Origin of the sequence: Bacillus sp. NPDC077411 (assembly GCF_044543425.1) — a bacterium.
In the GTDB taxonomy this organism is placed as follows: Bacteria; Bacillota; Bacilli; order Bacillales; family Bacillaceae_G; genus Bacillus_A; species Bacillus_A bruguierae.
Genome location: NZ_JBITWA010000006.1, coordinates 150594 through 176482, shown reverse-complemented (window position 1 = coordinate 176482; position 25889 = coordinate 150594). Strand labels below are relative to the sequence as shown.

The window sequence follows — 25889 nt, the reverse complement described above, 5'->3', positions numbered from 1 at the left end:
ATAAAAATGGGCCTGCACCTTGCTGTCTTTCTTTGTTTTCAAACTTTGCATGTGGCAGGAAAAGGCCCTGACCGCTCCTATACATAGCCAGTCCCTCCCTGGCCATTTAAAAAAATGCTTTTCTGCCGGTTTTCAATTTGTATTTATATAAATTCCGAGTTATTTGGTATATTTATATGTTATCATTTCTGTTAGAAAAGTTGAAATTCCTTATCATACTATATTATGCTATAATTTCAAAGGATTTTGATTTCAGAGAGTGTTTTTCCTATTAAATAAAAGAATAACGAACCAAGTAGAAGCGAAAGACTTGAAAAGAGGTGCTACATATATGAAAATCTCAACAAAAGGCCGTTACGGTTTAACAATTATGATCGATCTTGCGAAAAAGTTTGGAGAAGGCCCTATTTCATTAAAATCGATTGCGCAGGCGCACGATTTATCTGAGCATTATTTAGAGCAATTAATTTCTCCGCTTCGTAATGCTCGCCTTGTAAAAAGTACACGCGGTGCATATGGTGGTTATGTATTATCAGACCAACCGATTAACATTACGGCAGGTGATGTAATCCGCGTATTAGAAGGTCCGATTAACGTAGTAGAAATGTTGGATGAAGAAGAACCAGCACAGCGTCAACTTTGGATACGTGTTCGTGATGCGGTGCAAGAAGTTCTTGATAGTACAACGTTAGAAGATTTAGTACGCTATGAAGAAGAAAACAACGGCGGTTATATGTTTTATATCTAATTCCGTGTGTAACGATTTGGAAAGAAGGAGATATTATGGAACGCATTTACTTAGATCATGCTGCGACATCTCCGGCTCACCCAGAAGTAGTCGAAAAGATGATTCCATATATGACAGAAGCATTTGGTAACCCGTCAAGCATCCATTTCTTTGGGCGCCAAGGCCGTCATGCAGTGGATGAAGCAAGACGTGCGTGTGCGCGCAGCATTCATGCAAATCCAAATGAAATTATTTTTACAAGCGGCGGTACAGAGGCTGATAATTTAGCACTTTTAGGCGTAGCTCGTGCGAATCGTAAAAAAGGAAATCATATTATTACGACAGCAATTGAGCATCATGCGATTTTGCATACATGTAATGTGCTAGAACGGGAAGGGTTTGAAGTGACGTATTTACCTGTTGATGAAACAGGGCGTATTCGCATTTCAGATTTGCAAGCGGCATTAACAGAGCAAACGATTCTTGTCTCTATTATGTTTGGAAATAATGAAGTTGGTACAGTGCAACCGGTAGCGAAAATTGGTGCTCTATTAAAAGAACACAGCGCTTACTTTCATACAGACGCAGTACAAGCATACGGTTTAACAGCAATTGATGTGAAAGAGCTTGGCATTGATCTATTGTCAATTTCGGGACATAAAATTAATGGTCCAAAGGGTGTGGGCTTTTTATATGCAGGGCAGCATGTAAAGTTTGAACCGCTATTAACAGGCGGAGAGCAAGAGCGGAAACGCCGCGCTGGTACAGAGAATGTGCCGGGAATTGTTGGGCTTTGGCAAGCTATTTTATTAGCAGAACAAACTCGTGAGCAAAAAATTGCCCAGTACAAGGGATTTAAAGATATAATAATATCTGTCTTTAAAGACGAAAACATTACTTTCGAGGTAAACGGAAGCTTCGAACATAGCCTGCCACATGTGTTAAATGTAAGTTTTGCAGGAATGCATATTGAGTCATTTTTAATGAATTTAGATTTAGCAGGAATTGCAGTTTCAAGTGGATCTGCTTGTACAGCCGGCTCTATTGATCCGTCACATGTGCTTGTAGCGATGTTCGGAAAAGAATCCGATAAAATACGTTCATCCGTACGTTTTAGCTTCGGTTTTGGAAATACGAAAGAACAAGTCGAAAAAGCAGCGTACGAAACAGTGAAGATCGTGAAGCGATTAACACAAAATGAATATAGGGGGTGACATGATGAACAAACTACCTCACGAAACACGCGTTGTCATCGGGATGTCCGGTGGCGTCGATTCATCTGTAGCAGCAATGTTATTAAAGAAACAAGGCTATGATGTAATCGGAATCTTTATGAAAAACTGGGATGATACGGACGAAAACGGCGTATGTACAGCAACAGAAGACTATAACGATGTCATTGAAGTATGTAACCAAATTGGAATCCCGTATTATGCAGTCAATTTTGAAAAGCAATATTGGGAAAAAGTATTTACGTACTTTTTAGATGAGTACCGCGCTGGTCGTACACCGAACCCAGATGTAATGTGCAATAAAGAAATTAAATTTAAAGCATTTTTAGAACATGCAATGGCGCTTGGCGCAGATTATGTAGCGACAGGACACTATGCACGTGTAGCGTATATAGATGGTGAATATAAAATGCTGCGCGGCGTTGATGATAATAAGGACCAAACATATTTCTTAAATCAACTTGGTCAAGACCAATTATCAAAAACAATGTTCCCGCTTGGTGAGCTAAAGAAGCCGCAAATTCGTGAAATGGCGAAGGAAGCTGGTTTAGCAACAGCAGCGAAAAAAGATAGCACAGGTATTTGCTTTATCGGCGAGCGTAACTTTAAAGACTTTTTAAGCAATTACTTGCCGGCACAGCCAGGTAAGATGCAAACATTATCTGGTGAAGTGAAAGGGAAACATGACGGGTTAATGTATTATACAATTGGACAACGTCATGGCCTTGGTATTGGCGGCAATGGTGATCCATGGTTTGCTGTTGGGAAGAACTTGAAAGAAAACATTTTATATGTAGAGCAAGGATTCCATAATGAACTGTTATATGGTGACGAAGTATTTGCTACAAATGTAAGTTGGGTAAGCGATAAGCCGAAAGAAAAAGAATTTGCATGCACAGCGAAATTCCGCTATCGTCAAGCGGATAACGGTGTAACGGTTCAAATCGTGGATGAGAATACAATTCGCATTCTTTGTGATGAACCAATTCGTGCGATTACGCCAGGACAAGCAGTTGTTTTTTATGATGGAGATGAGTGCTTAGGCGGTGCGACAATTGATGACGTATATCGTAATGGTAAGAAACTTGATTATTTAGGATAAGAAAGAAGAACCTCTGCCTTGTATCGGTCAGAGGTTTCTTTTTAGATAAACGCGAATTTTTGTTCGCTCGGAAAATGGATTCTTTGTTATAATTTGTTGTAGAGGTGAAGGATAAATGTCAAACAAGCTTGAAACAGGCATTCAATATATGCAAGAAGGAAACTGGGAAGAAGCAGCAAAGAATTTTACTGAGGCGATTGAGGAAAATCCAAAAGATGCACTTGGTTATATTAACTTTGCAAATTTATTAGATGCATTAGGAGACAGTGAGCGTGCCATTGCTTTTTATAAACGTGCGATTGAATTAGATGAGAAATCTGCTACAGCATACTATGGACTAGGAAATATATATTATCAGCAAGAACTTTTTGCAGAGGCGAAAGAAGCGTTTGAGAAGGCGATGCAAGCGGGACTACAGACAGGAGATGTATCGTTTATGCTTGGCATTACATATGTGCAGCTTGGAAACGACCGTTTAGCACTGCCGTTTTTCCAACGTGCAGCTGAGTTAGATGGAAATGACGTTGAAGCCATTTTCCAATGCGGATTATGCTTTGCGCGTCTAGAGCATGTAAAAGAAGCAAAACCTTATTTTGAACAAGTTGTAGCGCTTGATGAAGAACATGCAGATGCATATTATAATTTAGGTGTTGTGTATGCGTTTGAAGAAAATCGTGAGAAGGCGCTTGCGATGTTTAAGAAAGCTGTAGCGATTCAGCCAGATCACTTTTTAGCAGGTAATGGCATTCGTTTACTAGAGCAAGACGCATAAAATGGAAGGAGGGGGCAAAATGGGAAATCAACATGCAATGGATTTGTTTGAGGAAGAGCAAAAGTTTATAAAAGCGCAAGTTCTTCATACCATTTTCCACAACGAAGAAAACCTCTATTCCGTTGTCAGTATGAAAATTATTGAAACGAATGAAACATATGACGAAAAAAAGGTCATGATAACAGGTCACTTTCCCCGAATGCATGAAGATGAAGTGTTTACACTAACGGGTCATTTTAAAGATCATCAAAAGTACGGGAAACAATATCATATTGAAACGTTTAAAAAGGAATTGCCACAAACAAAAGCAGGAATGGTGCAATATTTAGCGAGTGATTTATTTAAAGGAATCGGGAAACGAACAGCAGAAAAGATTGTTGATCATCTTGGTGAACATGCGATTTCAAAAATTATGGATGATCCCGCAGCTTTGGACGGGATTGTAAATAAGCAAAAAGCACAAGAAATATACGAGACGATTATTGAACATCAAGGTCTTGAAAAAGTGATGAGCTTTCTAAATGGTTATGGGTTTGGAACGAAGCTTTCTATTAAAATTTATCAACAGTATAAAGAAATGACACTGGAAGTCATTCGCAATAATCCGTATCAGCTTATTGAAGAGGTAGATGGTATTGGTTTTGGCCGGGCTGATGATATTGGACGAGCGCTTGGTATCTCTGGTAATCATGCTGATCGTGTACGAGCAGGATGCTTTTATACATTAGAGCACGTGTCGCTGCAAGAAGGTCATGTATATATGAAAAGAGAGCAGTTAGTGCAGCAAACAATGGAGTTATTAAATAACCAGGAAATGGCTGTTACAGAAGAAGATGTTTTGCAATGTGCGGAAATGATGCAAGGAGAAGGTAAAATTATTATAGAAGATGAGCGTGTATATTTAGCCTCCTTGTACTATTCTGAAAAAGGTGTTGTAGCCTCCATTAATCGTTTACTTGGCCAAGAAGAACTTCCTTCCTTTCCTGAATCAGAGCTGTTGTTAACACTCGGAAAAATTGAAGAACAACTTGGCGTGCAATACGCACCGCTTCAGCAAGAAGGTATTCAAACAGCTCTTTATAAGCCAATGATGATTTTAACAGGTGGACCTGGTACAGGAAAGACGACTGTTATTAAAGGGATTGTTGAAATGTATGCTTCTCTTCACGGTTTATCATTAGACCCGAAGGATTATAGTGATGACAATCCGTTCCCTATTCTATTAACAGCACCGACAGGAAGAGCGGCAAAGCGTATGAGTGAATCAACAGGATTGCCTGCTTGTACGATCCATCGTTTGCTTGGATGGACACCGGAAGGATCGTTTCAACGTAATGAGCACGATCCTGTTAAAGGGAAACTGCTTATTATTGATGAGTTTTCCATGGTTGATATTTGGCTTGCGAATCAATTGTTCAAATCATTGCCATCTACGATTCAGGTCATCATTGTTGGAGATGAAGATCAATTGCCATCTGTTGGTCCTGGACAAGTGTTGAAAGATTTATTAGAAGCGGGCGTTATTCCGACGGTAAAGCTTACGGAAATCTATAGACAAGCAGAAGATTCATCTGTCATTCAGCTTGCTCATGCGATTAAAAAAGGTGTACTACCTTCTGATGTAACCCAAAACAAGAAAGATCGTTCGTTTATTACATGTACAGGAACTCAAATTGTGGATGTTGTGAAGCAAGTGTGTGAAAACGCAAAAACAAAAGGATTTAGTGCGCGAGATGTACAAGTGTTAGCTCCGATGTACAAGGGACCAGCGGGTATTAATACGTTAAATGAAGCGCTGCAAGAAGTATTTAATCCGAGAAAAGAAAAAAGAAAAGAAATCGCATATGGCGAAGTTGTGTATAGGAATGGAGATAAAGTGCTTCAACTTGTCAATCAACCGGAAAGTCAAGTGTTTAACGGTGATATTGGTGAGATTGTGTCGGTGTTTTATGCGAAAGAAAACGTGGAACAACAAGATATGGTTGTTGTTTCTTTTGACGGTATCGAAGTGACCTATACAAAAGCAGATTTAAATCAAATTACACACGCATATTGCTGTTCGATCCATAAATCACAAGGAAGCGAATTTCCAATTGTAATCATGCCTGTTGTGAAAAGTTATTATCGTATGCTGCGCCGTAATTTAATTTATACAGGGATTACACGCAGTAAAAAGTTTTTAATTATTTGCGGCGAAGAATCGGCGTTTCAATCTGGCGTAAGTCGCCTTGATGACGCGCTTCGTCAAACTACATTATGCAACCGCCTGCAAGGAAAGACAGAAGTAACGGAGGTTATAACTGCGGAAGGTCTCGATGTGGAAAACATTTCACCGTATGATTTTATGTGATGAGGTGAAATTATATAGTGTAATGCAGTTCTTCTCGTGTATAAACATATACAGTTTGGACATAATGGCGTAATAGAATACGGGAGATTGTAAGGAGATGAACGCCATATGTTTAGTTGTCCAAACTGTAAAGGGAAAGATATTGGAAAAATCGGTGTGAATCAATATTATTGCTGGAACTGTTTTATTGAATTATCGATTTCAAAGGGGAAAATTCATACACATCAAGTCGAAGAAGATGGTTCATTAAGTTCTTTAGATGATTTGTTTGATGAGAATGAACGAACAATCGGCTAATAAGGAGAGTGTTAACTTTGAAATTGCGTTCATCATTAATTGCATTAGGTATAGGAGCAGCAGCATATCAATATGCACGTAAGCAAGATGTATTTTCAAGACGAAATATGAAAAGAGCACGTAAAATGCTTCGGTCCTATTTATAATTCACATTATACATGCGAAAAAGCTTCCTAATTTTAGGGAGCTTTTTTTTCGCTATTTGCGGGCAGTAATACTCCCGCCTCAAAATTCAGCGAAAGCAAAGAAGTTACTTCCCGTAAAAGCCCGATTGGTGAGGGCTGATAATCAATGGAAAGAAAACCCCCACTGATTAAAGTTTCACTTTATCATATCTAGCGAGAAGACCCCCATCTCAAGCGCGAAACTGTAGGTGGGGGTAGTTCAATATGTACTTGTATGGAGATAAAACAGTCCGATTTGGGAGAAGAGATGGGAAAGTCCGTAGCAGCCAAGTCCTAAAATGCCATAATGCCAGAGATGCCTGGCACGTTCTTGATTTGAAGAGGGAATGAAAAATCCCTTCCAAATGCCAAGACAAATACATACCCATTCTAATAGCATACAAAGTGCGGAAAGACCTAGCATCAACCAAACCATCGTATTCCCCCTAACTTTGTGGAACGAATTGGGATATTACTGCCCATCCATGCGTAATAGCGCATGAAATGGTGCTTGTTATTTTAAGTATATGTATTCTTCTACAAAACAATAAGAATACCTACAAAAATATTGCAACGCGGCAAGGTTTTTTAATTTTTACACATAACCTTCTCCATTTCTTTTCAAACTAAGAAATAGAGGAGGTTTTTCTGTTGAAGAATCTTAAAATTATTTGGATCTATCGGTTAGGATTATTATTGCTGATTTTTTTATGTTTACTTGTCTTTTTGAAAATTAAGCCGCTTTGGGCACCGATTTTATTTGTGTTTAAGGTTGCTATTACACCATTTCTCATCGCTTGCTTTATTGCTTATTTGCTGCACCCGCTTATTGAAAAATTGCATGAAAAAGGTATGCCGCGTACAATTGCCATTTTACTCATTTATATTCTTTTCTTTGGGGGCCTTGGGTACGGTGTGTATAAAGGAACACCAGCCGTTATTGCACAGCTCCAAGAAATGAACGAACAATTCCCGCAAATTGTAAATATGTATGAAACGTGGACGGATGGAGTAACAGAGCAAACTGAAAATTTTCCTGAGTTCGTGAATGAGAAAGTGAAGCAAATATTTACAGGGATTGAAGGGAAGATACAAGCGCTTTTAAATAAAGTAATGAGTACAGCAAGAGGAATACTTGATTCGCTTCTTATTATTTTTTTAATTCCATTTATCGTATTTTATATATTGAAAGACTACGCAGAGTTTTATTGTATTTTTTGGAAGATTATACCGACCAAATGGCGTAAGGATGGGCAACAGTTAGCAAAAGAAATTGATAAGTCTCTTGGGAATTATATTCGCGGCCAATTATTTGTTTGTTTAATTTTGGGAGGGGTTTCTGCACTAGCCTTTTGGTTTATCGGGATGAAATATCCACTGCTTTTAGGAATTATTGTTGGAGTTACTGATATTATTCCGTATTTCGGCCCTATTTTAGGGGCGATTCCAACATTAATGATTGCTGCAACAGTATCGACGAATTTAGTCATTAAAGCTGGCATTGCGCTTGCGATTTTACAATTTGTTGAGAGTAATATACTATCTCCGTATATTGTGGGAAGATCGCTGCGAATGCACCCAGTTGTTATTATGCTTGCGCTACTTATTGGGGGAGAAGTTGGCGGCATTGTCGGGCTTTTATTATCCGTTCCCCTTCTAGCAATTCTTCGTACGATCATTGTGCATACTAAGCCATTTTGGAAACATTGACAAATGGAAATGGATTCGCTACAATTTGGGCATATAGTATATGTTAAATTGATGACGGAACGAGTATGTTACAGTCCATTTTGCAGAGAGAGGCTTCCTTAGGCTGTAAGAAGCTTCAAATGAAGGGTAACAGAACGCTATTCCTGAGAGCAGCTAATTCCTGCCGTCTTGCCACGTTACGGCAACTTGAGGTGATGAAATATATGCATATTGTTATGATATGCAATTTAGCTGTCGTGTCTAAAAATGAGACACTTCCGCTTTTTATTTCATAATCAGGGTGGTAACGCGAGTCAACTCTCGTCCCTGTTATAGGGGACGGGAGTTTTTTGTTTTTTATCCCGCATTAACGAGCAGTAAATCCCCCACCTCAAGATTAAGAAAATGCGAGGGAGATAGGTGGGGGCTAATGATAAGTGGAGGAAGAAGCCCCCCACTTATCAAAGTTTCACTTTAATTGATTTTAATGAAGGAGGAAATACATATGAAACACTTAACAGGCGCACAAATTCGTCAAATGTTTTTAGATTTTTTCCAGGAAAAAGGACATGCAGTAGAACCGAGTGCATCATTAGTTCCGCATGAAGATCCATCACTTTTATGGATTAACAGTGGTGTTGCAACGCTGAAAAAATATTTTGATGGTCGCGTAATTCCGCAAAACCCACGCATTACAAATGCGCAAAAATCAATTCGTACAAACGATATTGAAAACGTAGGAAAAACAGCTCGTCACCATACATTCTTTGAAATGTTAGGAAACTTCTCAATTGGTGATTACTTCAAAGAAGAAGCAATCACATGGGCTTGGGAGTTTTTAACGAGCGACAAATGGATTGGATTCGATAAAGAATTACTATCTGTTACCATTCATCCAGAAGATGAAGAAGCATTTACGATTTGGCATGAAAAAATGGGTGTACCAAAAGAGCGCATTATTCGCTTAGAAGAAAACTTTTGGGATATCGGTGAAGGCCCAAGTGGACCGAACACAGAAATTTTCTACGATCGCGGAGAAGCTTACGGTAATGATTTTAGCGATCCAGAATTATATCCAGGCGGAGAAAATGAGCGTTATTTAGAAGTATGGAACCTTGTATTCTCACAATTTAACCATAACCCTGACGGTACATATACGCCGCTTCCAAAGAAAAACATTGATACAGGGATGGGTCTTGAGCGTATGGCATCTGTTGTACAAAACGTGCCAACGAACTTTGACACAGACTTATTTATGCCAATTATCGGTGCAACAGAAGTTATTTCTGGTGAAAAATACCGTGCTGGTAACCATGAACAAGATACAGCATTTAAAGTAATCGCTGACCATATTCGTACAGTAACATTTGCAGTTGGAGATGGAGCTCTTCCTTCAAACGAAGGTCGAGGTTATGTATTACGTCGTTTATTACGCCGCGCTGTACGTTATGCGAAGAAATTAAACGTTAACCGTCCATTTATGTACGAATTAGTACCAGTAGTTGGTGAAGTAATGAAAGACTTCTATCCAGAGGTCCTGGAAAAGAAAGATTTCATTGCACGCGTTGTGAAAAATGAAGAGGAGCGTTTCCATGAAACACTTCATGACGGCGAGGCAATTTTAGCTGAAGTGATTGGAAAAGCAAAAGAAGAAAAATCAACTGTTATTTCTGGCGAAGATGCATTCCGTCTATATGACACATACGGATTCCCGGTTGAGTTAACAGAAGAATATGCAGAAGAAGCTGGCATGACAGTTGATCATGAAGGTTTTGAAGCAGAAATGGAAAAACAACGTGAGCGCGCACGTGCAGCTCGTCAAGATGTTGATTCTATGCAAGTACAAGGCGGCGTTCTTGGTGAAATTAAAGTAGCGAGCGAATTTGTTGGTTACAATACAGTTGGGACAGAAAGTAATGTTGTTGCACTTGTGAAGAATGGTGAGTTCACAGATAGCCTGCAAGTTGGTGAAGAAGGACAATTAATGTTAGATGTAACGCCATTCTATGCTGAGAGCGGTGGTCAAATTGCGGACCGTGGTTACATTCTTGCTGATGGCGTAAAAGTACTTGTAAAAGATGTGCAAAAAGCGCCAAATGGCCAAAACTTACACAAAGTAGTTGTAGAAGAAGGAACATTAACGAAAGATGCGGCAGTAAAAACGGTAATTGATACGAAAAACCGTGGGGAGGTAGTGAAGAACCATACAGCAACCCATCTTCTGCATCAAGCATTAAAAGATGTTCTTGGTGGACATGTAAACCAAGCGGGATCTCTAGTAACATCAGAACGTTTACGTTTCGACTTCTCTCATTTTGGTCAAGTACAAGCTGATGAACTTGAAAAAATTGAGCGTATTGTAAACGAGAAAATTTGGGAAAGTATCACAGTAGATATTTCTCAAAAAGCAATTGAAGAAGCAAAAGCGATGGGTGCAATGGCCCTATTCGGTGAAAAATACGGAGATGTTGTACGTGTTGTACAAGTAGGCGATTATAGCTTAGAGCTTTGCGGCGGTTGCCACGTAGATAACACAGCATCTATCGGTATTTTCAAAATTGTTGCTGAATCTGGTATTGGAGCAGGAACGCGTCGTATTGAAGCAGTAACAGGAAAAGCTGCATATGAATTAATGAACGAACAAGTAAGTTTATTAAAAGAAGCAGCAAACAAAATGAAAACAAATCCGAAAGACATTTTAACAAGAGTGGATGGCTTATTTACTGAAGTAAAACAACTGCAAAAAGAAAACGAATCTCTTGCAGCAAAACTAAGTAACATTGAAGCTGGTAACTTAACAGATGCAGTGCGTACAATTGCTGGTGTAAATGTACTTGCGACAAAAGTTAATGTTGCAGATATGAACAACTTACGTACGATGATGGATGATTTAAAGAATAAATTACAATCCGCAGTTATTGTACTTACAGCTGTAAATGATGATAAAGTTAACATTCTTGCTGGTGTAACGAAAGATTTAATTGAAAAAGGATACCATGCTGGTAAACTTGTGAAAGAAGTGGCATCTCGCTGCGGCGGTGGCGGCGGTGGTCGTCCTGATATGGCACAAGCTGGCGGTAAAAACCCAGCACAAGTAGAGGATGCACTTGTATTTGTAGAAGAGTACGTTAAATCTGTTTCAAAATAAAGAGATAGTAGTGTACAATAGTAGGGAGAAGGAATATTTTTCTCCCTATACCTAGTAAAGTGAGGTGCTTAAAATGGACGGATTCGATAAAACGATGAAGTTTAACTTCCAAGAAGAAAAACAAAATGTCCATGTCAATGACGTACTATTAACTGTGTATGATGCACTTCAAGAAAAAGGATACAATCCGATTAATCAAATCGTCGGTTATTTATTAAGCGGCGATCCGGCATACATACCTCGTCATAAAGATGCTCGCAATATTATTCGTAAGCTAGAACGTGATGAATTGATTGAGGAGCTCGTAAAGTCTTACTTGAAACATCATCGTGAGGAGTAGTTTATGCGTATATTAGGTTTAGATGTTGGTACAAAAACAGTTGGTGTTGCAATAAGCGATGAGATGGGCTGGACGGCGCAAGGTTTAGAAACGATTAAAATTAACGAAGAAAGAGGAGAATTTGGTTTTAATCGTATTTCTGAATTAGTAAAACAGTACAATGTGGACAAGATAGTAGTAGGATTGCCAAAGAACATGAATGGAACAATCGGTCCGCGCGGCGAAGCTTGTCAGCAATTTGCAGAAAAATTGCATGAGCTTGTGCAATTAGAAGTTGTACTGTGGGACGAACGCTTGTCAACAATGGCAGCAGAGCGCCTGCTCATTTCGGCAGATGTGAGCCGAAAAAAACGAAAGCAAGTCATTGATAAAATGGCAGCTGTCGTGATTTTACAAGGATATTTAGATAGCAAATAAGAGGTGACCATAATGGAAGAAAATCAAATTACAATTGTTGACGAAAAAGGTAACGAACATCTATGTGAAATTATTTTCACTTTTGATGCTGAGAAATTCGGTAAAAAATCTTACGTAGTATTCTCACCAATCGGTGAAGTTGACGAAGATGGAGACCCAATTTACGATGCTATGGCTTACGAGCAAAATGACGATGAGTCTGGCGGTACATTACTTCCAATCGAATCAGAAGAAGAGTGGGAAATGGTACAAGAAATGTTTAACACTCTTGCTGATGAAGAAGAAGGCGAAGAAGAGTAATATGGTAAGTACAAACAAACTGATTTCATATTGAAATCAGTTTGTTTGATTTGTAAGGTAAATGAAAGATTTTTTTATCGAAAGCATACCGTTCTTTGTAGTATAATAGTACAGATTGTAGAAAAAAGAAAAAACATGTCTAACGGTAGACATGTTTTTTAATATTCCGTAGATTTTGTATAGGGTAGGCCCGTGCAGTCTATAATTGGGAGTAAGGAGGAAGTACGGTAGTGGATCAAAGGAAAACAAAAAAACGAATACGAGTAGTTGCGGTCATTTTCATTGCATTGCTTGTTGTGTGCGGTGGTGCATATGCGTATGTTACATCAGCTTTAAAACCACTAAATACAGCAAGTAAACAGGAAATTGAAGTGGAAATTCCAAAAGGTTCTTCTACAAGTAAGATTGGAGAGATTTTGGAAGACAAAGGAATTGTGAAAAACGGGACTATATTTAGTTTTTATGCAAAAATGAAATCAAAAAATTTACAAGCCGGTACATATTTGTTAAACCCATCGATGAATGTAGAGGAAATAATGGGACAAATGTCATCAGGTAATGTACATCGTCCAGTTGTTTATAAAGTGACAGTTAAAGAAGGCGCACAAGTTGTTGAAATTGCAGATACAATTGCAAAGGAATTGAAATGGAATAAAGAAGATGTTATTCGCCAACTAAACGATAAAGCGTTTGTACAAAAATTACAACAGAAATACCCTGTTTTATTAACAAATAAAATTTTTGATGCAAATATTAAATATCCATTAGAAGGATATTTATATCCAGCAACGTATTCTTTTTATAAAAAAGACCTAACGTTAGAAGAAATTATTATTTCAATGTTAGAGAAAACAAACAAGCTCATTGTTGAAAATGAACAGAAGATGAAAGAGAAAAAGTGGGATGTTCATCAATTATTAACTTTATCTTCACTTATTGAAGAAGAAGCAACAGGTTATACAGATCGTCAAAAAATTGCAAGCGTGTTCTATAATCGTTTAGCGAAAGGAATGCCTTTGCAAACAGATCCAACAGTGTTATATGCATTAGGTAAACATAAAGAGCGTGTATTATATAATGATTTAAAAGTAAACTCTCCGTATAATACATACGTTATAAAAGGGTTACCAGTTGGACCAATTTCGAATTCTGGTGTAAAATCAGTACAGGCAGCACTTGAACCTGCACAAACAGACTATTATTATTTCTTGGCGGCACCAGATGGCCAAGTGTACTACGCTAAGACATTAGAAGAACATAACGCGTTAAAACAAAAATATATTACACAAAAGCAATCGTAAATTTTTTGAGGGAAGCGAGAAAAATTCGCATATCCCTCTTTTTTATGATAAAATATACCGGGTTAAAAACTGGTAGAAGAATCGTTTTTAATATAGAAACGGGACGTACAAGCTAAGGATAGAGCGGGCTTGTATTTTTCTGTCCACATAGAGACAATATTCTTTTTTACTTCTCCATGCGATAAGGAGGACTATCTATGGAGCAACAAGATGTAGTTTGTGAATATTTGCTGTCTTTTATCGATCCAAAAGATGAGCTCATTCTTGAGATGGAACAGTATGCACGTGAGCATCACGTACCAATTATGGATCGCCTTGGCATGGAATTTATGTTGCAATTTTTGCGTTTAATTGGGCCAAAGAGCATATTAGAACTTGGTACAGCAATTGGATATTCTAGCATCCGCATGATGCAAGCCATTCCAAATTCAAGCATTGTGACAGTAGAGCGAAACACAGATCGATATGAAAAAGCACTTGAATATATAAATCGTTCCCCAGTAAAAGAGCGCATTTCTGTTATTTTTGGAGATGCTTTAGAAACAGGGGAGAAAGTAAAAGAACATGGCACATTTGATGTTATCTTTATTGATGCAGCAAAAGGACAATATCGTCGCTTTTTCGATATATATGAGCCGTTATTAAATCCTGGCGGCGTCATTATTTCAGATAATGTATTATATCACGGTCTTGTGACGACAAAGGAACACATTGAAAATAGACGTACACGGGGTTTAATTAGACGAATTAAAACGTATAACGAGTGGCTCATGAATCATGAAGGATATGATACAACCATCTTCCCAATTGGTGACGGAGTAGCAGTGAGTAAAAAGAAAGGGTGACAGGCAATGAAAAAACCTGAGTTGTTAGTAACGCCAAGAACAGTGGCGGATATCGAATCACTTGCAAAAGCAGGCGCAGATGCAGTGATGATTGGTGAACAAAAGTTTGGCTTACGTTTAGCCGGCGAATTTTCTCGCGAAGATGTAAAAGAAGCGGTAGCGATTGCACATGAAAATAATATGAAAGTATATGTCGCAATGAATGCAATGTTCCACAATGAGAAAGTAGAGGCTTTAAAAGATTACGTTTCATTTTTACAAGAAGTAAACGTAGATGCGGTTGTATTTGGAGATCCAGCTGTATTAATGACGGTGCGTGAAGTTGCTCCAAATATGAAAATGCATTGGAATACAGAAACAACGGCAACGAACTGGTTTACATGTAATTACTGGGGACGTAAAGGTGCAAAGCGCGCTGTGTTAGCTCGTGAATTAAGCTTAGATGCAATTGTTGAGTTAAAAGAACATGCAGAAGTAGAAATAGAAGTACAAATTCACGGTATGACATGTATGTTCCAGTCGAAGCGTTCTTTAGTAGGAAACTACTTCGAATATCAAGGTCGTGAAATGGAAATCGAGAAGAAGAAATACGAAGAAAACATGTTCTTGCATGATGCAGAGCGTAACAATAAGTACCCAATTTATGAAGATGAAAACGGTACGCACATTATGAGTCCAAATGACATTTGCTTCATCGACGAGCTAGAAGAGTTAATTGATGCAGAAATTGATAGTTTAAAAATTGAGGGTGTATTAAAAAGCTCTGAGTATATCATTGAAGTGACAAAGAAATATCGTAAGGCGATTGATTTATGTGTAGAAAATCGCGACGCATATTACGATGTGAAAGACGACTTATATAAAGAGATTGAGGAATTACAACCAGTAAATCGTCCGTTAGATACAGGGTTCTTCTTTAAAGAAACGGTTTATTAAAATAGGAGGTAACGCACATGAGTTTTCAAGAAATTTCACGCGTCATTAACGGAAAGCGTGTTATTGTAAAAAAACCTGAGTTATTAATGCCCGCAGGAAACCTAGAAAAATTAAAAATAGCTATTCATTACGGCGCAGATGCTGTATTTTTAGGAGGACAAGAATTTGGTCTTCGTTCGAATGCAGGGAACTTCACGTTAGAAGATATGGCTGAAGGCGTTGAATTTGCAAAGAAGTACGGTGCAAAAATATATGTTACAACAAATATCTTTGCTCATAATGAAAACATGGATGGGTTAGAAGAATATTTAAGAGGGATTGAAAAAGCAGGTGTAACAGGTATAATCGTTGCAGACCCTCTTATCATCGAAACATGTAAGCGCGTAGCTCCTTCTGTGGAAATTCATTTAAGTACACAGCAATCATTATCAAACTGGAAAGCGTCCCAGTATTGGAAAGAAGAAGGATTGCACCGCCTTGTACTTGCTCGTGAAGTAAGCTATGAGGAAATGAAAGAAATTAAAGAAAAAGTGGATATTGAAATTGAAGCATTTATTCATGGTGCGATGTGCATTGCTTACTCTGGAAGATGTACATTAAGTAATCATATGACAGCGCGTGACTCAAACCGCGGTGGTTGCTGTCAGTCTTGTCGCTGGGATTATGATTTAATTCAAACAGTATCGCAACATAAAGAAGCACAAGAACTTCCTCTATTCCAGGAAGAGGATGCTCCGTTTGCAATGAGTCCAAAAGACTTAAATCTTATTTTATCAATTCCGAAGATGATTGAAATCGGAATTGACAGCTTGAAAGTTGAAGGCCGCATGAAATCTATTCACTATATTGCAACTGTGGCAACTGTATACCGCAAAGTAATTGATACGTATTGCGGGGATCCAGACAACTTCGAGTTTAAACAAGAATGGTTAGAAGAGCTTGATAAATGCGCAAATCGTGATACAGCTCCTGCATTCTTTGAAGGAGTTCCAGGGCACTTAGAACAAATGTATGGAAATCATAGTAAGAAAACAACGTATGATTTTGCTGGTTTAGTGTTAGATTATAATGAAGAAACAGGCATTGTGACAGTTGAGCAGCGTAACTACTTCAAGCCAGGTCAGGAAGTTGAGTTTTTTGGACCAGAAATTGAAAACTTTACACAAACGGTGGAAAAAATTTGGGATGAGGATGGAAACGAATTAGACGCAGCGAGACATCCGTTGCAAATCGTGAAATTCAAAGTGGATCGACCAGTGTATGTGAACAACATGATGCGAAAAAGCATACTTCAATAAGAAAGAGTGATAGTTGAATGGGGACGAACAAGCCTGTTGTAATTGGAATTGCTGGTGGTTCAGGATCAGGTAAAACGAGTGTAACAAAAGCAATCTTTGATCATTTTCAAGGTCATTCGATTTTAATTTTGGAGCAAGATTATTATTACAAAGATCAAAGCCATTTGCCAATGGAAGAGCGTTTAAAAACAAATTATGATCATCCATTAGCATTTGATAATGACTTGTTAATTGAGCACTTGCAGCAGTTGCTGGAGTATAAGTCAATTGAGAAGCCAGTATATGATTATACATTGCATACACGTTCGGAAGAAATTATTCCAGTTGCACCGAAAGATGTAATTATTTTAGAGGGAATTCTTATTTTAGAAGATCCGCGTCTTTGCGATTTAATGGACATTAAAGTGTTTGTTGATACAGATGCTGACCTTCGCATCTTACGTCGTATGCAACGCGATATTAAAGAACGCGGCCGTACGATGGACTCTGTTATTGAACAATATGTAAATGTTGTGCGTCCAATGCACAATCAATTTATTGAGCCTTCTAAGAAATTCGCGGATATTATTATCCCAGAAGGTGGACAAAATCACGTTGCAATCGATATTATGGCCACAAAAATTGCAACAATTCTTGAAGAAAAAGTGAATTTGTAATAGCATAGTAAAAGATATCCGATAGGAAGGGATTTTCTCCCTTTCTATCGAATACAATGAAACATGCAACCTCACCCGCATTTAGGTGAGGGCATATTTATATTACCTTTCCATACATATCTTTTGGATATAAGGAAGAATTAAGGAAATACGGGGTTGTATGTGACAACTCCGCTAGTGCTGTGTGTACTAGAAACCTTCGCTATTTTATAAGGCGGGGGAGTTTTCATATGGAACTCCTCTTTTTTCGGGGGATCGGTATATAAAAGGAGTGGAAAACATGGCAACAGAAAAAACATACCCTATGACACTTGAGGGAAAACAAAAATTAGAACATGAGCTTGAACAATTAAAAACAGTAAGACGTAAAGAAGTTGTAGAACGTATTAAAATTGCGCGCAGCTTTGGTGATCTTTCTGAGAACTCTGAGTACGATGCAGCAAAAGATGAGCAAGCTTTTGTGGAAGGTCGTATTACACAACTTGAAAACATGATTCGCAATGCAGTTATTATTGAAGATAACGGCGAAGATTCTACAGTTGTAACACTAGGTAAGACTGTAACATTCAAGGAATTACCAGATGGAGAAGAAGAAGCATATACAATCGTTGGTAGCGCGGAAGCAGATCCATTTGAAGGTAGAATTTCTAACGATTCTCCAATCGCGAAAAGCTTATTAGGTAAGCAAATTGGTGAAAAAGTAGCGATTCAAACACCAGGTGGAGAAATGCAAGTAGAGATCGTCTCTGTAAAATAATAAAAAAGGTTCACTCCTAAGAGTGAACCTTTTTTATTTATCTCACATTAACGGACAATAAGACTCTCGTCCCAAGATTCACAATGCCCAATTTTATATTAAATTGTCCATATAGTGTAGTGTGATCAATAAAGAAGAAGGTGGAACTATCCTTGAAGGAATTTTCATTTTATTCGACAGAATATGACAATACAGGGGTTTTAATTTTGATATTATAGTTGAAGAATTTCTTTACGTTTTGAAGTGCAAAAGAATTTTAAAGGGGATAGGAAAGAGGGAAAATTTATGAACAAGAAATTATTTGTCGCACTTACTTGCGGTATTATGATGACAGGATTAGCTGCATGTGGATCAAGTGATAAAACAAGTGCATCAAATGAATCAAAACCGAAACAAGAAGAAAAAAAGGAAGAGGCGTCTGCATCTTCAAAAAATTCGACTAGCGAAAAGGGAAAACAAGAATTAGGAAAAGAACAAAAGAGAGAGAAATTTGAAGATTTCGATCCAGCATATCAGTTAGCTATTGTAATGAGAATGTTTCAAGATGTAACGATCAAGTATGATTATGCGATTGGTAATCCAGAGTATTTGTTAAAGGGTACAATGGATCAAAAGACAATAGATGATATGAAGGAGATGTTACAAGAACAGGCAAAGAATAATGATAAGCTGTTCAAAGATGAAGTGAATCAAGCGTTTACTTTCTTAAAACAATCTAAAATAAGTAATAAAGGTGAAATCCAAAAGCTAATTGACGCAGAAAATGATTATTTAAAGATAGTAGACAAGATGATTGTATGTATTGATTCTGTAACAGTTGAAAATGCAAGTGAAAAAAGAAATGAAATGAATGCTTTACATTCGGAATATTTAAAAGCGGCAACTCAAGTAACAACTGCTTCAATTGAGACTGCAAAAAATTCAGGAATAGATGAAGAGGACTATAAAACGATTCTTAAAAAATTTTTAAAGATGCCAAAAGATCAATAAAAACTATACAAGAAAAATATAAACGCTAATAATAGCTTGCTTTGTATAAAAGGAATGACACCTCGTCTAAACTGAAAAGACGAGGTGTTTTTTTTATGAAAATCAAGCGGAGAATAATCTTCATCTTATTATGTTTTATGTCCATTATATTATTACTAATTGGCAGATTGGTGCAAATACAGCTTATAGCTACTGAGTCATTTACAGATAGACATATTAATTTAATAGAAAAGAGTGTCACTCAGCGTACACAAGCAGTCACAGTGGACGACGGTAGGGGACGTTTTATTGATCGAAATGGAGAAGATCTTGGAGAAGAAAGATATCCAGTTTTAGTTGTTTTTCCATTTGTACAAATAAACAATGATATGTTAGAGAAAATAGCTCATATAATTGGTGTGTCTCGCAAAGATATTCAAGTGCAGATGAAAAGTAGAAGTAAACCATTTGTATTTCAAAAAGATAATCGTTCATTTCCATTAACAAAAGAACAAATGGAAAAGGTGAACCGTACCGGTATGTTAGGTATGGTAGCAACCGAAGTAAGAATGCAACGAAGCCGAGAAGCAGAGCACTTAATCGGTGTAGTCGGAGAAAATGAGAAAGAATTTAAAACGCGTTATGAGAAATTAAAAAAGTTATCTAGCAAAACTCCCATCGGTATTTCTGGATTACAACAGTCATTTGATGAATTTTTAATAACTGACGGTGAAACGAAAGTGTTGTATCAAATAGATAGGCAAGGGGAGCCGATTTTTGGAGAACGTGCGAAATATATAGCGCCTGGAAACCCCTTTTATCCAGTTACGGTTCAAACAACAATAGACAAATGGTTGCAGCTAAAAGCAGAAGAGCTTATGAAAAAGCATGGATTGCAAAAGGGTGGATTAGTATTATTGGATGTACAGGCGAGTGAAATTGTAGCAATGGTGAGTAAACCATCATTGCAGATGAACAATCAACATACATATAAACAGAGACTGGAAAATCAGATGCTAACACCGCATTTTCCTGGTTCTGTCTTTAAAACAGTTATTGCAACGGCAGTAATTGATAACGGAATGATTCAATCTCATCGTATGTTTAACTGCGATACAGATTTATATGGCGAACATGCTCCGCAGGTTATGATGGGGAAATTAAGCTTTACAGATAGTTTTTCTAGGAGTTGTAATAGAACATTTGCGTTACTTGGTGACGAATTGATGCGAAAAGATAAACATATCATGGAAACGTATTTAGGGGCGCTAGGAGCGAGTGAGACAGTAGGATGGGAAGGTCAATTGTTTCATACGCCTCGATTTAAACAATTGCTAGAAGAAAAGAAAGCAATTGTTTGGAATGAAGAAGAAACTAAGAGGAGTCATAAGGCAATTGCTCAAACAGCAATTGGACAAAAGGATGTGAAGATCTCTCCTTTAGCGATTGCCAATATGATGGCAACAATTGCGAGGGGAGGCGAAAAGAAAGAAGTAAAAGCTGTTCGAGATATTACATATAAAAATGGAACGAATTTATTTCATTTTGAAGATCATATGTTGGGAGGGAAAACACTCTCAAGAAGCACGATAAAGAGAGTACAGCAGCTGTTAAGAAGCGTTGTAACGGCACCGAACGGTACCGGCTCTGCATATCAATCATTGCCATTTACAGTAGCGGGAAAATCAGGAACCGCACAAACAGGGAAAGAAAATCGTGAGAATCGTTGGTTTGCTGGTTATTTTCCGTATGAAAACCCTCGCTATGCGTTAGTTGTTGTTGATTTGGAGACGAATCGCCAAGAAAATGCTGTCACACACATTTTTGCTGATTATGTAGACGCTATTTATAAGTGGGAACAGCAGAGAAAGTAGTAAGAAATATAGTGATAGTTCTTCACCCTTTTGGCATTTGATGTTACAATAACAAGTATGAAAATCGTCATGGAGGTTTGAATGATGGCAGGTGGATCTAGATTTCAGCAAAAACAAGAAAAACGTCGTCAAAATGGTGTATTGAATATTGCAATTGCTATCGTACTATTAGCAGTAGTAATTGTAGCATATCAACTATTCTTTACTTCTGATAATACAGAGCAGGTTGCTTCTAGTGATAAAAAAGTAACGCAGCAAACTGAAAAAGAAAAAGAAGCCGCAAAAAAGAAAGAAAAAGAAGAATCTGCTAAGAAGAAAGAAGAAGCAAAAGCAGCGGAACAAAAGAAAAAAGAAGAAGCAGCAAAGAAGAAAGAGGAAGAAGAAGCGAAAGCAAAAGAGAATGAAAAAGTATCCGCAGAGAAAACAATTGCACAAGCAAAAGAAGCATATACAAAATCAGCTTGGAAACCAGTTGGTACTCAGCAAGGGCAATCACCAGCAATGACGTTCCAGCAAGGAAGCGTAGATTGGAATGAGATGAAAAAAGCGATTGCGTATGCAATTGATATCCCAGAAGATCAGTTGGTGATTAACCGAATTGGAAATAGCGGAAAACAGAAAGCATACGGTAGAGTAACAGATAAACAAACTGGAAACAAATATTATGTAAATATTGATTGGGTAGAGGATGAGGGCTGGAAACCAACGCTTGTTCAAACCCTGAATTAAAAAAGGAGAGAGGTGATAGAGCCTCTCTCCTTTTTTAGCGCAATTTTTTTAATTTAAAGTGGACAACAGCGCTATAATATGGCCGTTTGCTTTCAGGATCCATTATCATTTGATGCAAAACGTGATGCACTTCTAGCATAAGTGCCTTATTATTATCAATTTGTTCATTGATTTTCTTTTCTAGCAATGCTAAGTTAGCTGCCTCGAAAAACTCAACTTTATCTTCTATCATTTCGAATGTAAACGACATGAAGAGCACCTCTTTCTGCGTGTTCATAGTTTAGTTTATCAAAGAAAATTAAGAAATACCATGTGCATTTTTGTTGACTTTTTAACGAATAAGGCATATTATACTGATAAATCCGATAAGAAAAAGGGGAATTTTCTATGGGAACAGAATTTAATGAACTATTTGATCAATGGGCTCATACGTACGATTCTTTCGTACAGGGTGAAGATATACAATATAAAGAAGTTTTCGCTCATTATGAGGAGATTTTAGAGGATGTAGTAAAAAAATCTTTTGGCAATGTTTTAGAATTTGGTGTTGGTACTGGCAATTTAACAAATAGATTATTAGCTGCTGGTCGCGCTGTCTACGGTATAGAGCCATCAAAAGAAATGCGTACAATTGCGAAGCAAAAGCTTCCAAAAGAAGTATCGATTACAGAAGGTGATTTCTTGAACTTTGTCACTCCTTCGCATGTGGATACAATCGTCAGCACATATGCGTTTCACCACTTGCTTGATGAAGAAAAAAATGTAGCAATTGCGAAGTATAGTCAATTGCTAAACAAAGGTGGTAAAATAGTGTTTGCTGACACGATATTTGTAGATCAGGAAGCATATGATAAAACTATTGAATATGCACAAGAGCGAGGGTTTTATGAGTTAGCAAATGATTTACAAACGGAATATTATACGCGTATTCCAGTCATGCAATCTATTTTTGAAAACAATGGCTTTCATGTCACATTTACTCGTATGAATCATTATGTTTGGGTAATGGAGGCAACGAAGCAATAGAAAGAGGGATTCGATTGAGAATAGCTGTAATTGGAGCAATGGAAGAAGAAGTACGTATTTTACGTGACAAGTTAGAACAAGCAGAAACAGAAACAGTTGCGGGTTGTGAATTTACGAAAGGTACATTAGCAGGGCATGAAGTGGTCTTGTTAAAATCTGGTATCGGTAAAGTGAATGCAGCGATGTCCACGACGATTTTATTAGAACGTTATCAGCCGGAAAAAATTATTAATACAGGTTCAGCTGGTGGATTCCATCATTCTTTAAACGTAGGCGATGTTGTCATTTCAACAGAAGTTCGTCATCATGACGTAGATGTAACAGCATTTAACTATGAATACGGTCAAGTACCAGGAATGCCAGCAGGATTTCCAGCAGATGAAGAACTTGTTGCATTAGCTGAAAAATGTATGCAAACAGCAGACGGAATTCAAGTTGTTAAAGGTATGATTGCAACAGGAGATTCTTTCATGAGCGATCCAAACCGCGTTTCATTTATTCGTGAGAAGTTTACTGATCTGTATGCAGTAGAAATGGAAGCTGCGGCAGTTGCACAAGTATGTTATCAATATAAAGTGCCATTTGTTATCATTCGTGCACTTTCTGATATTGCTGGTAAAGAATCAGATGTTTCGTTTGAACAGTTTTTAGATCAAGCAGCTCTTCATTCTACAAACTTTATTGTAAAAGTATTAGAAGAGTTACAATAATGTAGCAAAAAGGCAACTGTTTCATATATAGAAACTACATACAGTTGCCTTTTCTTTTGAGGGGTTAGGTAAGGAGGAAATACGATGAAAGTGTATCACAGTGTTCATGACCTAATCGGACATACACCGCTCGTTGAGATTACGCGCTTTTTACTTCCAGAAGGTGTTCGAATTTTTGCAAAGCTTGAATTTTTCAATCCAGGCGGAAGTGTGAAAGATCGGTTAGGTCGAGAATTAATTGAGGATGCTCTTACGAAAGGGCTTGTAAAGCCAGGGGGAACCATTATTGAACCGACAGCTGGCAATACAGGAATCGGACTGGCACTGGCAGCACTTGAGCATGATTTACATGTTATCGTTTGCGTTCCGGAAAAATTTAGTATTGAAAAACAAGAACTTATGAAAGCTCTTGGTGCAACAATTGTTCATACACCAACGTCACAAGGGATGACAGGTGCTATTGAAAAAGCAGCAGAACTTCTGAAAGAAATTCCAAATTCGTATTCTCCATGTCAATTTGCAAATGAAGCAAATCCACGTGCATATTATAAAACGTTAGGGCCTGAACTGTGGGAGGCACTAGATGGACATATTGATATATTTGTCGCTGGTGCTGGTACCGGTGGAACATTTATGGGAACGGCATCATATTTGAAAGAGCAAAATCAACAAATTAAAACAGTAATTGTTGAACCAGAAGGCTCTATTTTAAATGGGGGCGAAGCCGGTTCTCATGAGACAGAAGGAATTGGGCTTGAGTTTATACCACCATTTCTTAATCCAACATATTTTGATGCCATTCATACGATTTCGGATCGTGATGCGTTTTCAAGCGTTAAACACCTGGCGCAAAAAGAAGGGCTCCTCGTTGGCAGTTCTTCGGGGGCAGTACTTCATGCAAGCTTATTAGAAGCTGAGAAAGCAAAGCCAGGAACAAATATTGTAACCATTTTTCCAGATAGCAGCGAACGCTATTTGAGTAAGCATATATACAAAGGATGGGAATAAAATGAGAACAAAAACAAAGTTAATTCATGGTATTCATATCGGAGAACCTTCAACTGGATCTGTAACAGTACCGATTTATCAAACGAGTACGTACAAACAAGAAGGTGTAGGAAATCATAAAGGGTATGAATATTCACGTACAGGAAATCCAACTCGTTCAGCTCTTGAAGAAACAATTGCTGTTCTTGAAAATGGCCATGCGGGTTTTGCTTTTGGATCAGGTATGGCAGCAATTACAGCAGTAATGATGCTTTTCTCTAAAGGAGATCACGTTGTTTTAACAGATGATGTGTACGGCGGAACGTACCGCGTAATGGCAAAAGTATTGAATCGCTTTGGGATTGAACATACATTTGCTGATACAACAAACTTAGAAGAAGTAAAAGCAGCGATTCTTCCAAATACAAAAGCGATTTATGTTGAGACACCGACGAACCCGCTATTAAAAATTACGGATATTAAACAAATTGCAGCACTTGCTAAAGAACGAGGCTTATTAACAATTGTCGACAATACATTTATGACACCGTATTGGCAAACGCCAATCTCTCTTGGTGCAGATATTGTCCTTCATAGTGCAACAAAATATTTAGGCGGTCATAGTGATGTTGTTGCGGGTGTAGTAGCTGTAAATAACGAAGAGTTAGCAGAAGATCTTCACTTTGTACAAAACTCAACAGGTGGTATTTTAGGACCGCAAGATAGCTTTTTATTACTACGTGGTTTAAAAACATTAGGAGTGCGCATGGAAGAGCATGAAGCAAATGCTCGTGCAATTGCTGAGTTTTTACAAAATCATCCGAAAGTAAATAAAGTGTATTATCCAGGACTTAGCACTCATCATAACCATAACTTGGCAGCAAAACAAGCAAATGGCTTCGGTGCAATTATTTCATTTGATGTAGATAGTCAAGAAACATTAAACACTATTCTTGAAAAGGTACAATATTTTACACTTGCTGAAAGTTTAGGAGCAGTAGAAAGCTTAATTTCTATTCCTTCGCAAATGACACATGCTTCTATTCCAGCAGAGCGCCGTGCGGAACTAGGAATTACAGATACATTAATTCGTATTTCAGTTGGCATTGAAGATGGAGAAGATTTAGTTGAAGATTTAGCACGAGCGTTAGCATAAGGGAATAAGCACTATATGTATATAAATTAAAAAACGACATAAAAACCTCTTTCTTTTTTAGGGGAGGACGAGAGCATCTGGCCGTGGATAGGAGCGGTCAGGGCCTT

Annotated in this window: 27 protein-coding genes; 25 read left to right on the top strand and 2 right to left on the bottom strand. The window is 37.8% G+C overall.

The annotated features are described in order from the left end of the window. The first annotated feature begins 331 nt into the window (after positions 1–331). From cymR to ACIGHG_RS10735, 7 genes are all read left to right on the top strand, one after another. Positions 332–748, top strand: coding sequence for a cysteine metabolism transcriptional regulator CymR (gene cymR, locus ACIGHG_RS10765; RefSeq protein ID WP_090916825.1), 417 nt, complete (start codon positions 332–334; stop codon positions 746–748). Between the two features lie 35 nt (positions 749–783). Then, positions 784–1941 carry a cysteine desulfurase family protein gene (locus tag ACIGHG_RS10760; RefSeq protein WP_396548394.1) on the top strand — a complete coding sequence of 386 codons (1158 nt, stop codon included), beginning with the start codon at positions 784–786 and terminating at the stop codon, positions 1939–1941. 4 nt (positions 1942–1945) lie between these two features. Next, complete coding sequence (gene mnmA / locus ACIGHG_RS10755) at positions 1946–3061, top strand: tRNA 2-thiouridine(34) synthase MnmA (protein WP_336471413.1); 1116 nt, start codon at positions 1946–1948, stop codon at positions 3059–3061. Between the two features lie 115 nt (positions 3062–3176). Then, complete coding sequence (locus ACIGHG_RS10750; protein ID WP_090916820.1) at positions 3177–3833, top strand: tetratricopeptide repeat protein; 657 nt, start codon at positions 3177–3179, stop codon at positions 3831–3833. 19 nt (positions 3834–3852) lie between these two features. Then, positions 3853–6183, top strand: coding sequence for an SF1B family DNA helicase RecD2 (recD2, locus tag ACIGHG_RS10745; protein WP_336471159.1), 2331 nt, complete (start codon positions 3853–3855; stop codon positions 6181–6183). A gap of 108 nt (positions 6184–6291) precedes the next feature. Further along, positions 6292–6480, top strand: coding sequence for a hypothetical protein (locus tag ACIGHG_RS10740; RefSeq protein ID WP_020060848.1), 189 nt, complete (start codon positions 6292–6294; stop codon positions 6478–6480). A 17-nt stretch (positions 6481–6497) separates the two neighbouring features. Then, a complete protein-coding gene (locus ACIGHG_RS10735; RefSeq protein ID WP_090916815.1) occupies positions 6498–6626 on the top strand; it encodes a YrzQ family protein in 129 nt (42 codons plus the stop codon). 238 nt (positions 6627–6864) lie between these two features. Here the strand turns inward: ACIGHG_RS10735 and ACIGHG_RS10730 are convergent, their stop codons facing one another. Beyond that, positions 6865–7080 (bottom strand): hypothetical protein, encoded by a 216-nt coding sequence (locus ACIGHG_RS10730; protein WP_336471160.1) that lies wholly within the window; start codon positions 7078–7080, stop codon positions 6865–6867. Positions 7081–7277: 197 nt separating this feature from the next. On the opposite strand from ACIGHG_RS10730, the gene ACIGHG_RS10725 reads away from it, so the two are divergent. The 14 genes from ACIGHG_RS10725 to ACIGHG_RS10660 all read left to right on the top strand — a co-directional run bounded on the left by ACIGHG_RS10725 (position 7278) and on the right by ACIGHG_RS10660 (position 21903). Then, the gene (locus tag ACIGHG_RS10725; RefSeq protein ID WP_336471414.1) at positions 7278–8354 is read left to right on the top strand and encodes an AI-2E family transporter; all 1077 of its coding nucleotides are present in this window, start codon (positions 7278–7280) and stop codon (positions 8352–8354) included. Between the two features lie 484 nt (positions 8355–8838). Continuing rightward, positions 8839–11481 carry an alanine--tRNA ligase gene (gene alaS, locus ACIGHG_RS10720; protein ID WP_396548390.1) on the top strand — a complete coding sequence of 881 codons (2643 nt, stop codon included), beginning with the start codon at positions 8839–8841 and terminating at the stop codon, positions 11479–11481. A gap of 73 nt (positions 11482–11554) precedes the next feature. Beyond that, on the top strand, positions 11555–11821 hold the full coding sequence (locus ACIGHG_RS10715; RefSeq protein ID WP_035434175.1) for an IreB family regulatory phosphoprotein: 267 nt from the start codon (positions 11555–11557) through the stop codon (positions 11819–11821). Between the two features lie 3 nt (positions 11822–11824). Continuing rightward, positions 11825–12238 (top strand): Holliday junction resolvase RuvX, encoded by a 414-nt coding sequence (gene ruvX / locus ACIGHG_RS10710; RefSeq protein ID WP_090916809.1) that lies wholly within the window; start codon positions 11825–11827, stop codon positions 12236–12238. 12 nt (positions 12239–12250) lie between these two features. Then, entirely contained in the window at positions 12251–12538 is a 288-nt protein-coding gene (locus tag ACIGHG_RS10705) for a DUF1292 domain-containing protein (protein WP_090916807.1), read from the top strand. Between the two features lie 230 nt (positions 12539–12768). Beyond that, complete coding sequence (gene mltG / locus ACIGHG_RS10700) at positions 12769–13839, top strand: endolytic transglycosylase MltG (RefSeq protein WP_336471162.1); 1071 nt, start codon at positions 12769–12771, stop codon at positions 13837–13839. Positions 13840–14036: 197 nt separating this feature from the next. Further along, on the top strand, positions 14037–14684 hold the full coding sequence (locus ACIGHG_RS10695; protein WP_336471163.1) for an O-methyltransferase: 648 nt from the start codon (positions 14037–14039) through the stop codon (positions 14682–14684). 6 nt (positions 14685–14690) lie between these two features. Next, positions 14691–15620 (top strand): peptidase U32 family protein, encoded by a 930-nt coding sequence (locus ACIGHG_RS10690; protein ID WP_336471164.1) that lies wholly within the window; start codon positions 14691–14693, stop codon positions 15618–15620. 17 nt (positions 15621–15637) lie between these two features. Next, on the top strand, positions 15638–16918 hold the full coding sequence (locus ACIGHG_RS10685; protein WP_090916800.1) for a peptidase U32 family protein: 1281 nt from the start codon (positions 15638–15640) through the stop codon (positions 16916–16918). A gap of 17 nt (positions 16919–16935) precedes the next feature. Then, the gene (gene udk / locus ACIGHG_RS10680; protein ID WP_336471165.1) at positions 16936–17574 is read left to right on the top strand and encodes a uridine kinase; all 639 of its coding nucleotides are present in this window, start codon (positions 16936–16938) and stop codon (positions 17572–17574) included. 280 nt (positions 17575–17854) lie between these two features. Continuing rightward, positions 17855–18331, top strand: coding sequence for a transcription elongation factor GreA (greA, locus tag ACIGHG_RS10675; RefSeq protein ID WP_090916796.1), 477 nt, complete (start codon positions 17855–17857; stop codon positions 18329–18331). A gap of 285 nt (positions 18332–18616) precedes the next feature. Continuing rightward, entirely contained in the window at positions 18617–19321 is a 705-nt protein-coding gene (locus ACIGHG_RS10670; RefSeq protein WP_336471166.1) for a hypothetical protein, read from the top strand. Positions 19322–19416: 95 nt separating this feature from the next. Next, complete coding sequence (locus ACIGHG_RS10665; RefSeq protein ID WP_336471167.1) at positions 19417–21174, top strand: peptidoglycan D,D-transpeptidase FtsI family protein; 1758 nt, start codon at positions 19417–19419, stop codon at positions 21172–21174. A gap of 84 nt (positions 21175–21258) precedes the next feature. Next, on the top strand, positions 21259–21903 hold the full coding sequence (locus ACIGHG_RS10660; RefSeq protein ID WP_336471415.1) for a YrrS family protein: 645 nt from the start codon (positions 21259–21261) through the stop codon (positions 21901–21903). 34 nt (positions 21904–21937) lie between these two features. On the opposite strand, the gene ACIGHG_RS10655 is transcribed toward ACIGHG_RS10660, so the two are convergent. After that, positions 21938–22153, bottom strand: coding sequence for a YrzA family protein (locus ACIGHG_RS10655; RefSeq protein WP_336471168.1), 216 nt, complete (start codon positions 22151–22153; stop codon positions 21938–21940). Between the two features lie 137 nt (positions 22154–22290). On the opposite strand from ACIGHG_RS10655, the gene ACIGHG_RS10650 reads away from it, so the two are divergent. From ACIGHG_RS10650 to ACIGHG_RS10635, 4 genes are all read left to right on the top strand, one after another. Further along, the gene (locus tag ACIGHG_RS10650; protein ID WP_336471169.1) at positions 22291–22929 is read left to right on the top strand and encodes a class I SAM-dependent DNA methyltransferase; all 639 of its coding nucleotides are present in this window, start codon (positions 22291–22293) and stop codon (positions 22927–22929) included. 14 nt (positions 22930–22943) lie between these two features. Next, positions 22944–23639 carry a 5'-methylthioadenosine/S-adenosylhomocysteine nucleosidase gene (mtnN, locus tag ACIGHG_RS10645; protein ID WP_336471170.1) on the top strand — a complete coding sequence of 232 codons (696 nt, stop codon included), beginning with the start codon at positions 22944–22946 and terminating at the stop codon, positions 23637–23639. An 84-nt stretch (positions 23640–23723) separates the two neighbouring features. Then, a complete protein-coding gene (locus ACIGHG_RS10640) occupies positions 23724–24647 on the top strand; it encodes an O-acetylserine dependent cystathionine beta-synthase (protein ID WP_090916782.1) in 924 nt (307 codons plus the stop codon). Between the two features lies 1 nt (position 24648). Continuing rightward, the gene (locus ACIGHG_RS10635) at positions 24649–25782 is read left to right on the top strand and encodes a bifunctional cystathionine gamma-lyase/homocysteine desulfhydrase (protein ID WP_336471171.1); all 1134 of its coding nucleotides are present in this window, start codon (positions 24649–24651) and stop codon (positions 25780–25782) included. Positions 25783–25889 lie beyond the last annotated feature (107 nt).

Excerpts from the sequence above, each read along its gene's own strand:
- ACIGHG_RS10655 (WP_336471168.1), bottom strand. The coding sequence starts at position 22,153 with ATGTCGTTTACATTCGAAATGATAGAAGATAAAGTTGAGTTTTTCGAG.
- ACIGHG_RS10670 (WP_336471166.1), top strand. The coding sequence starts at position 18,617 with ATGAACAAGAAATTATTTGTCGCACTTACTTGCGGTATTATGATGACA.
- ACIGHG_RS10760 (WP_396548394.1), top strand. The coding sequence starts at position 784 with ATGGAACGCATTTACTTAGATCATGCTGCGACATCTCCGGCTCACCCA.
- ACIGHG_RS10640 (WP_090916782.1), top strand. The coding sequence starts at position 23,724 with ATGAAAGTGTATCACAGTGTTCATGACCTAATCGGACATACACCGCTC.
- ACIGHG_RS10740 (WP_020060848.1), top strand. The coding sequence starts at position 6,292 with ATGTTTAGTTGTCCAAACTGTAAAGGGAAAGATATTGGAAAAATCGGT.
- ACIGHG_RS10730 (WP_336471160.1), bottom strand. The coding sequence starts at position 7,080 with ATGGTTTGGTTGATGCTAGGTCTTTCCGCACTTTGTATGCTATTAGAA.
- udk (WP_336471165.1), top strand. The coding sequence starts at position 16,936 with ATGGGGACGAACAAGCCTGTTGTAATTGGAATTGCTGGTGGTTCAGGA.
- ACIGHG_RS10635 (WP_336471171.1), top strand. The coding sequence starts at position 24,649 with ATGAGAACAAAAACAAAGTTAATTCATGGTATTCATATCGGAGAACCT.
- ruvX (WP_090916809.1), top strand. The coding sequence starts at position 11,825 with ATGCGTATATTAGGTTTAGATGTTGGTACAAAAACAGTTGGTGTTGCA.
- ACIGHG_RS10695 (WP_336471163.1), top strand. The coding sequence starts at position 14,037 with ATGGAGCAACAAGATGTAGTTTGTGAATATTTGCTGTCTTTTATCGAT.
- greA (WP_090916796.1), top strand. The coding sequence starts at position 17,855 with ATGGCAACAGAAAAAACATACCCTATGACACTTGAGGGAAAACAAAAA.
- ACIGHG_RS10685 (WP_090916800.1), top strand. The coding sequence starts at position 15,638 with ATGAGTTTTCAAGAAATTTCACGCGTCATTAACGGAAAGCGTGTTATT.
- mnmA (WP_336471413.1), top strand. The coding sequence starts at position 1,946 with ATGAACAAACTACCTCACGAAACACGCGTTGTCATCGGGATGTCCGGT.
- recD2 (WP_336471159.1), top strand. The coding sequence starts at position 3,853 with ATGGGAAATCAACATGCAATGGATTTGTTTGAGGAAGAGCAAAAGTTT.
- ACIGHG_RS10660 (WP_336471415.1), top strand. The coding sequence starts at position 21,259 with ATGGCAGGTGGATCTAGATTTCAGCAAAAACAAGAAAAACGTCGTCAA.
- alaS (WP_396548390.1), top strand. The coding sequence starts at position 8,839 with ATGAAACACTTAACAGGCGCACAAATTCGTCAAATGTTTTTAGATTTT.
- ACIGHG_RS10705 (WP_090916807.1), top strand. The coding sequence starts at position 12,251 with ATGGAAGAAAATCAAATTACAATTGTTGACGAAAAAGGTAACGAACAT.
- ACIGHG_RS10750 (WP_090916820.1), top strand. The coding sequence starts at position 3,177 with ATGTCAAACAAGCTTGAAACAGGCATTCAATATATGCAAGAAGGAAAC.
- cymR (WP_090916825.1), top strand. The coding sequence starts at position 332 with ATGAAAATCTCAACAAAAGGCCGTTACGGTTTAACAATTATGATCGAT.
- ACIGHG_RS10665 (WP_336471167.1), top strand. The coding sequence starts at position 19,417 with ATGAAAATCAAGCGGAGAATAATCTTCATCTTATTATGTTTTATGTCC.
- ACIGHG_RS10650 (WP_336471169.1), top strand. The coding sequence starts at position 22,291 with ATGGGAACAGAATTTAATGAACTATTTGATCAATGGGCTCATACGTAC.
- ACIGHG_RS10690 (WP_336471164.1), top strand. The coding sequence starts at position 14,691 with ATGAAAAAACCTGAGTTGTTAGTAACGCCAAGAACAGTGGCGGATATC.
- ACIGHG_RS10715 (WP_035434175.1), top strand. The coding sequence starts at position 11,555 with ATGGACGGATTCGATAAAACGATGAAGTTTAACTTCCAAGAAGAAAAA.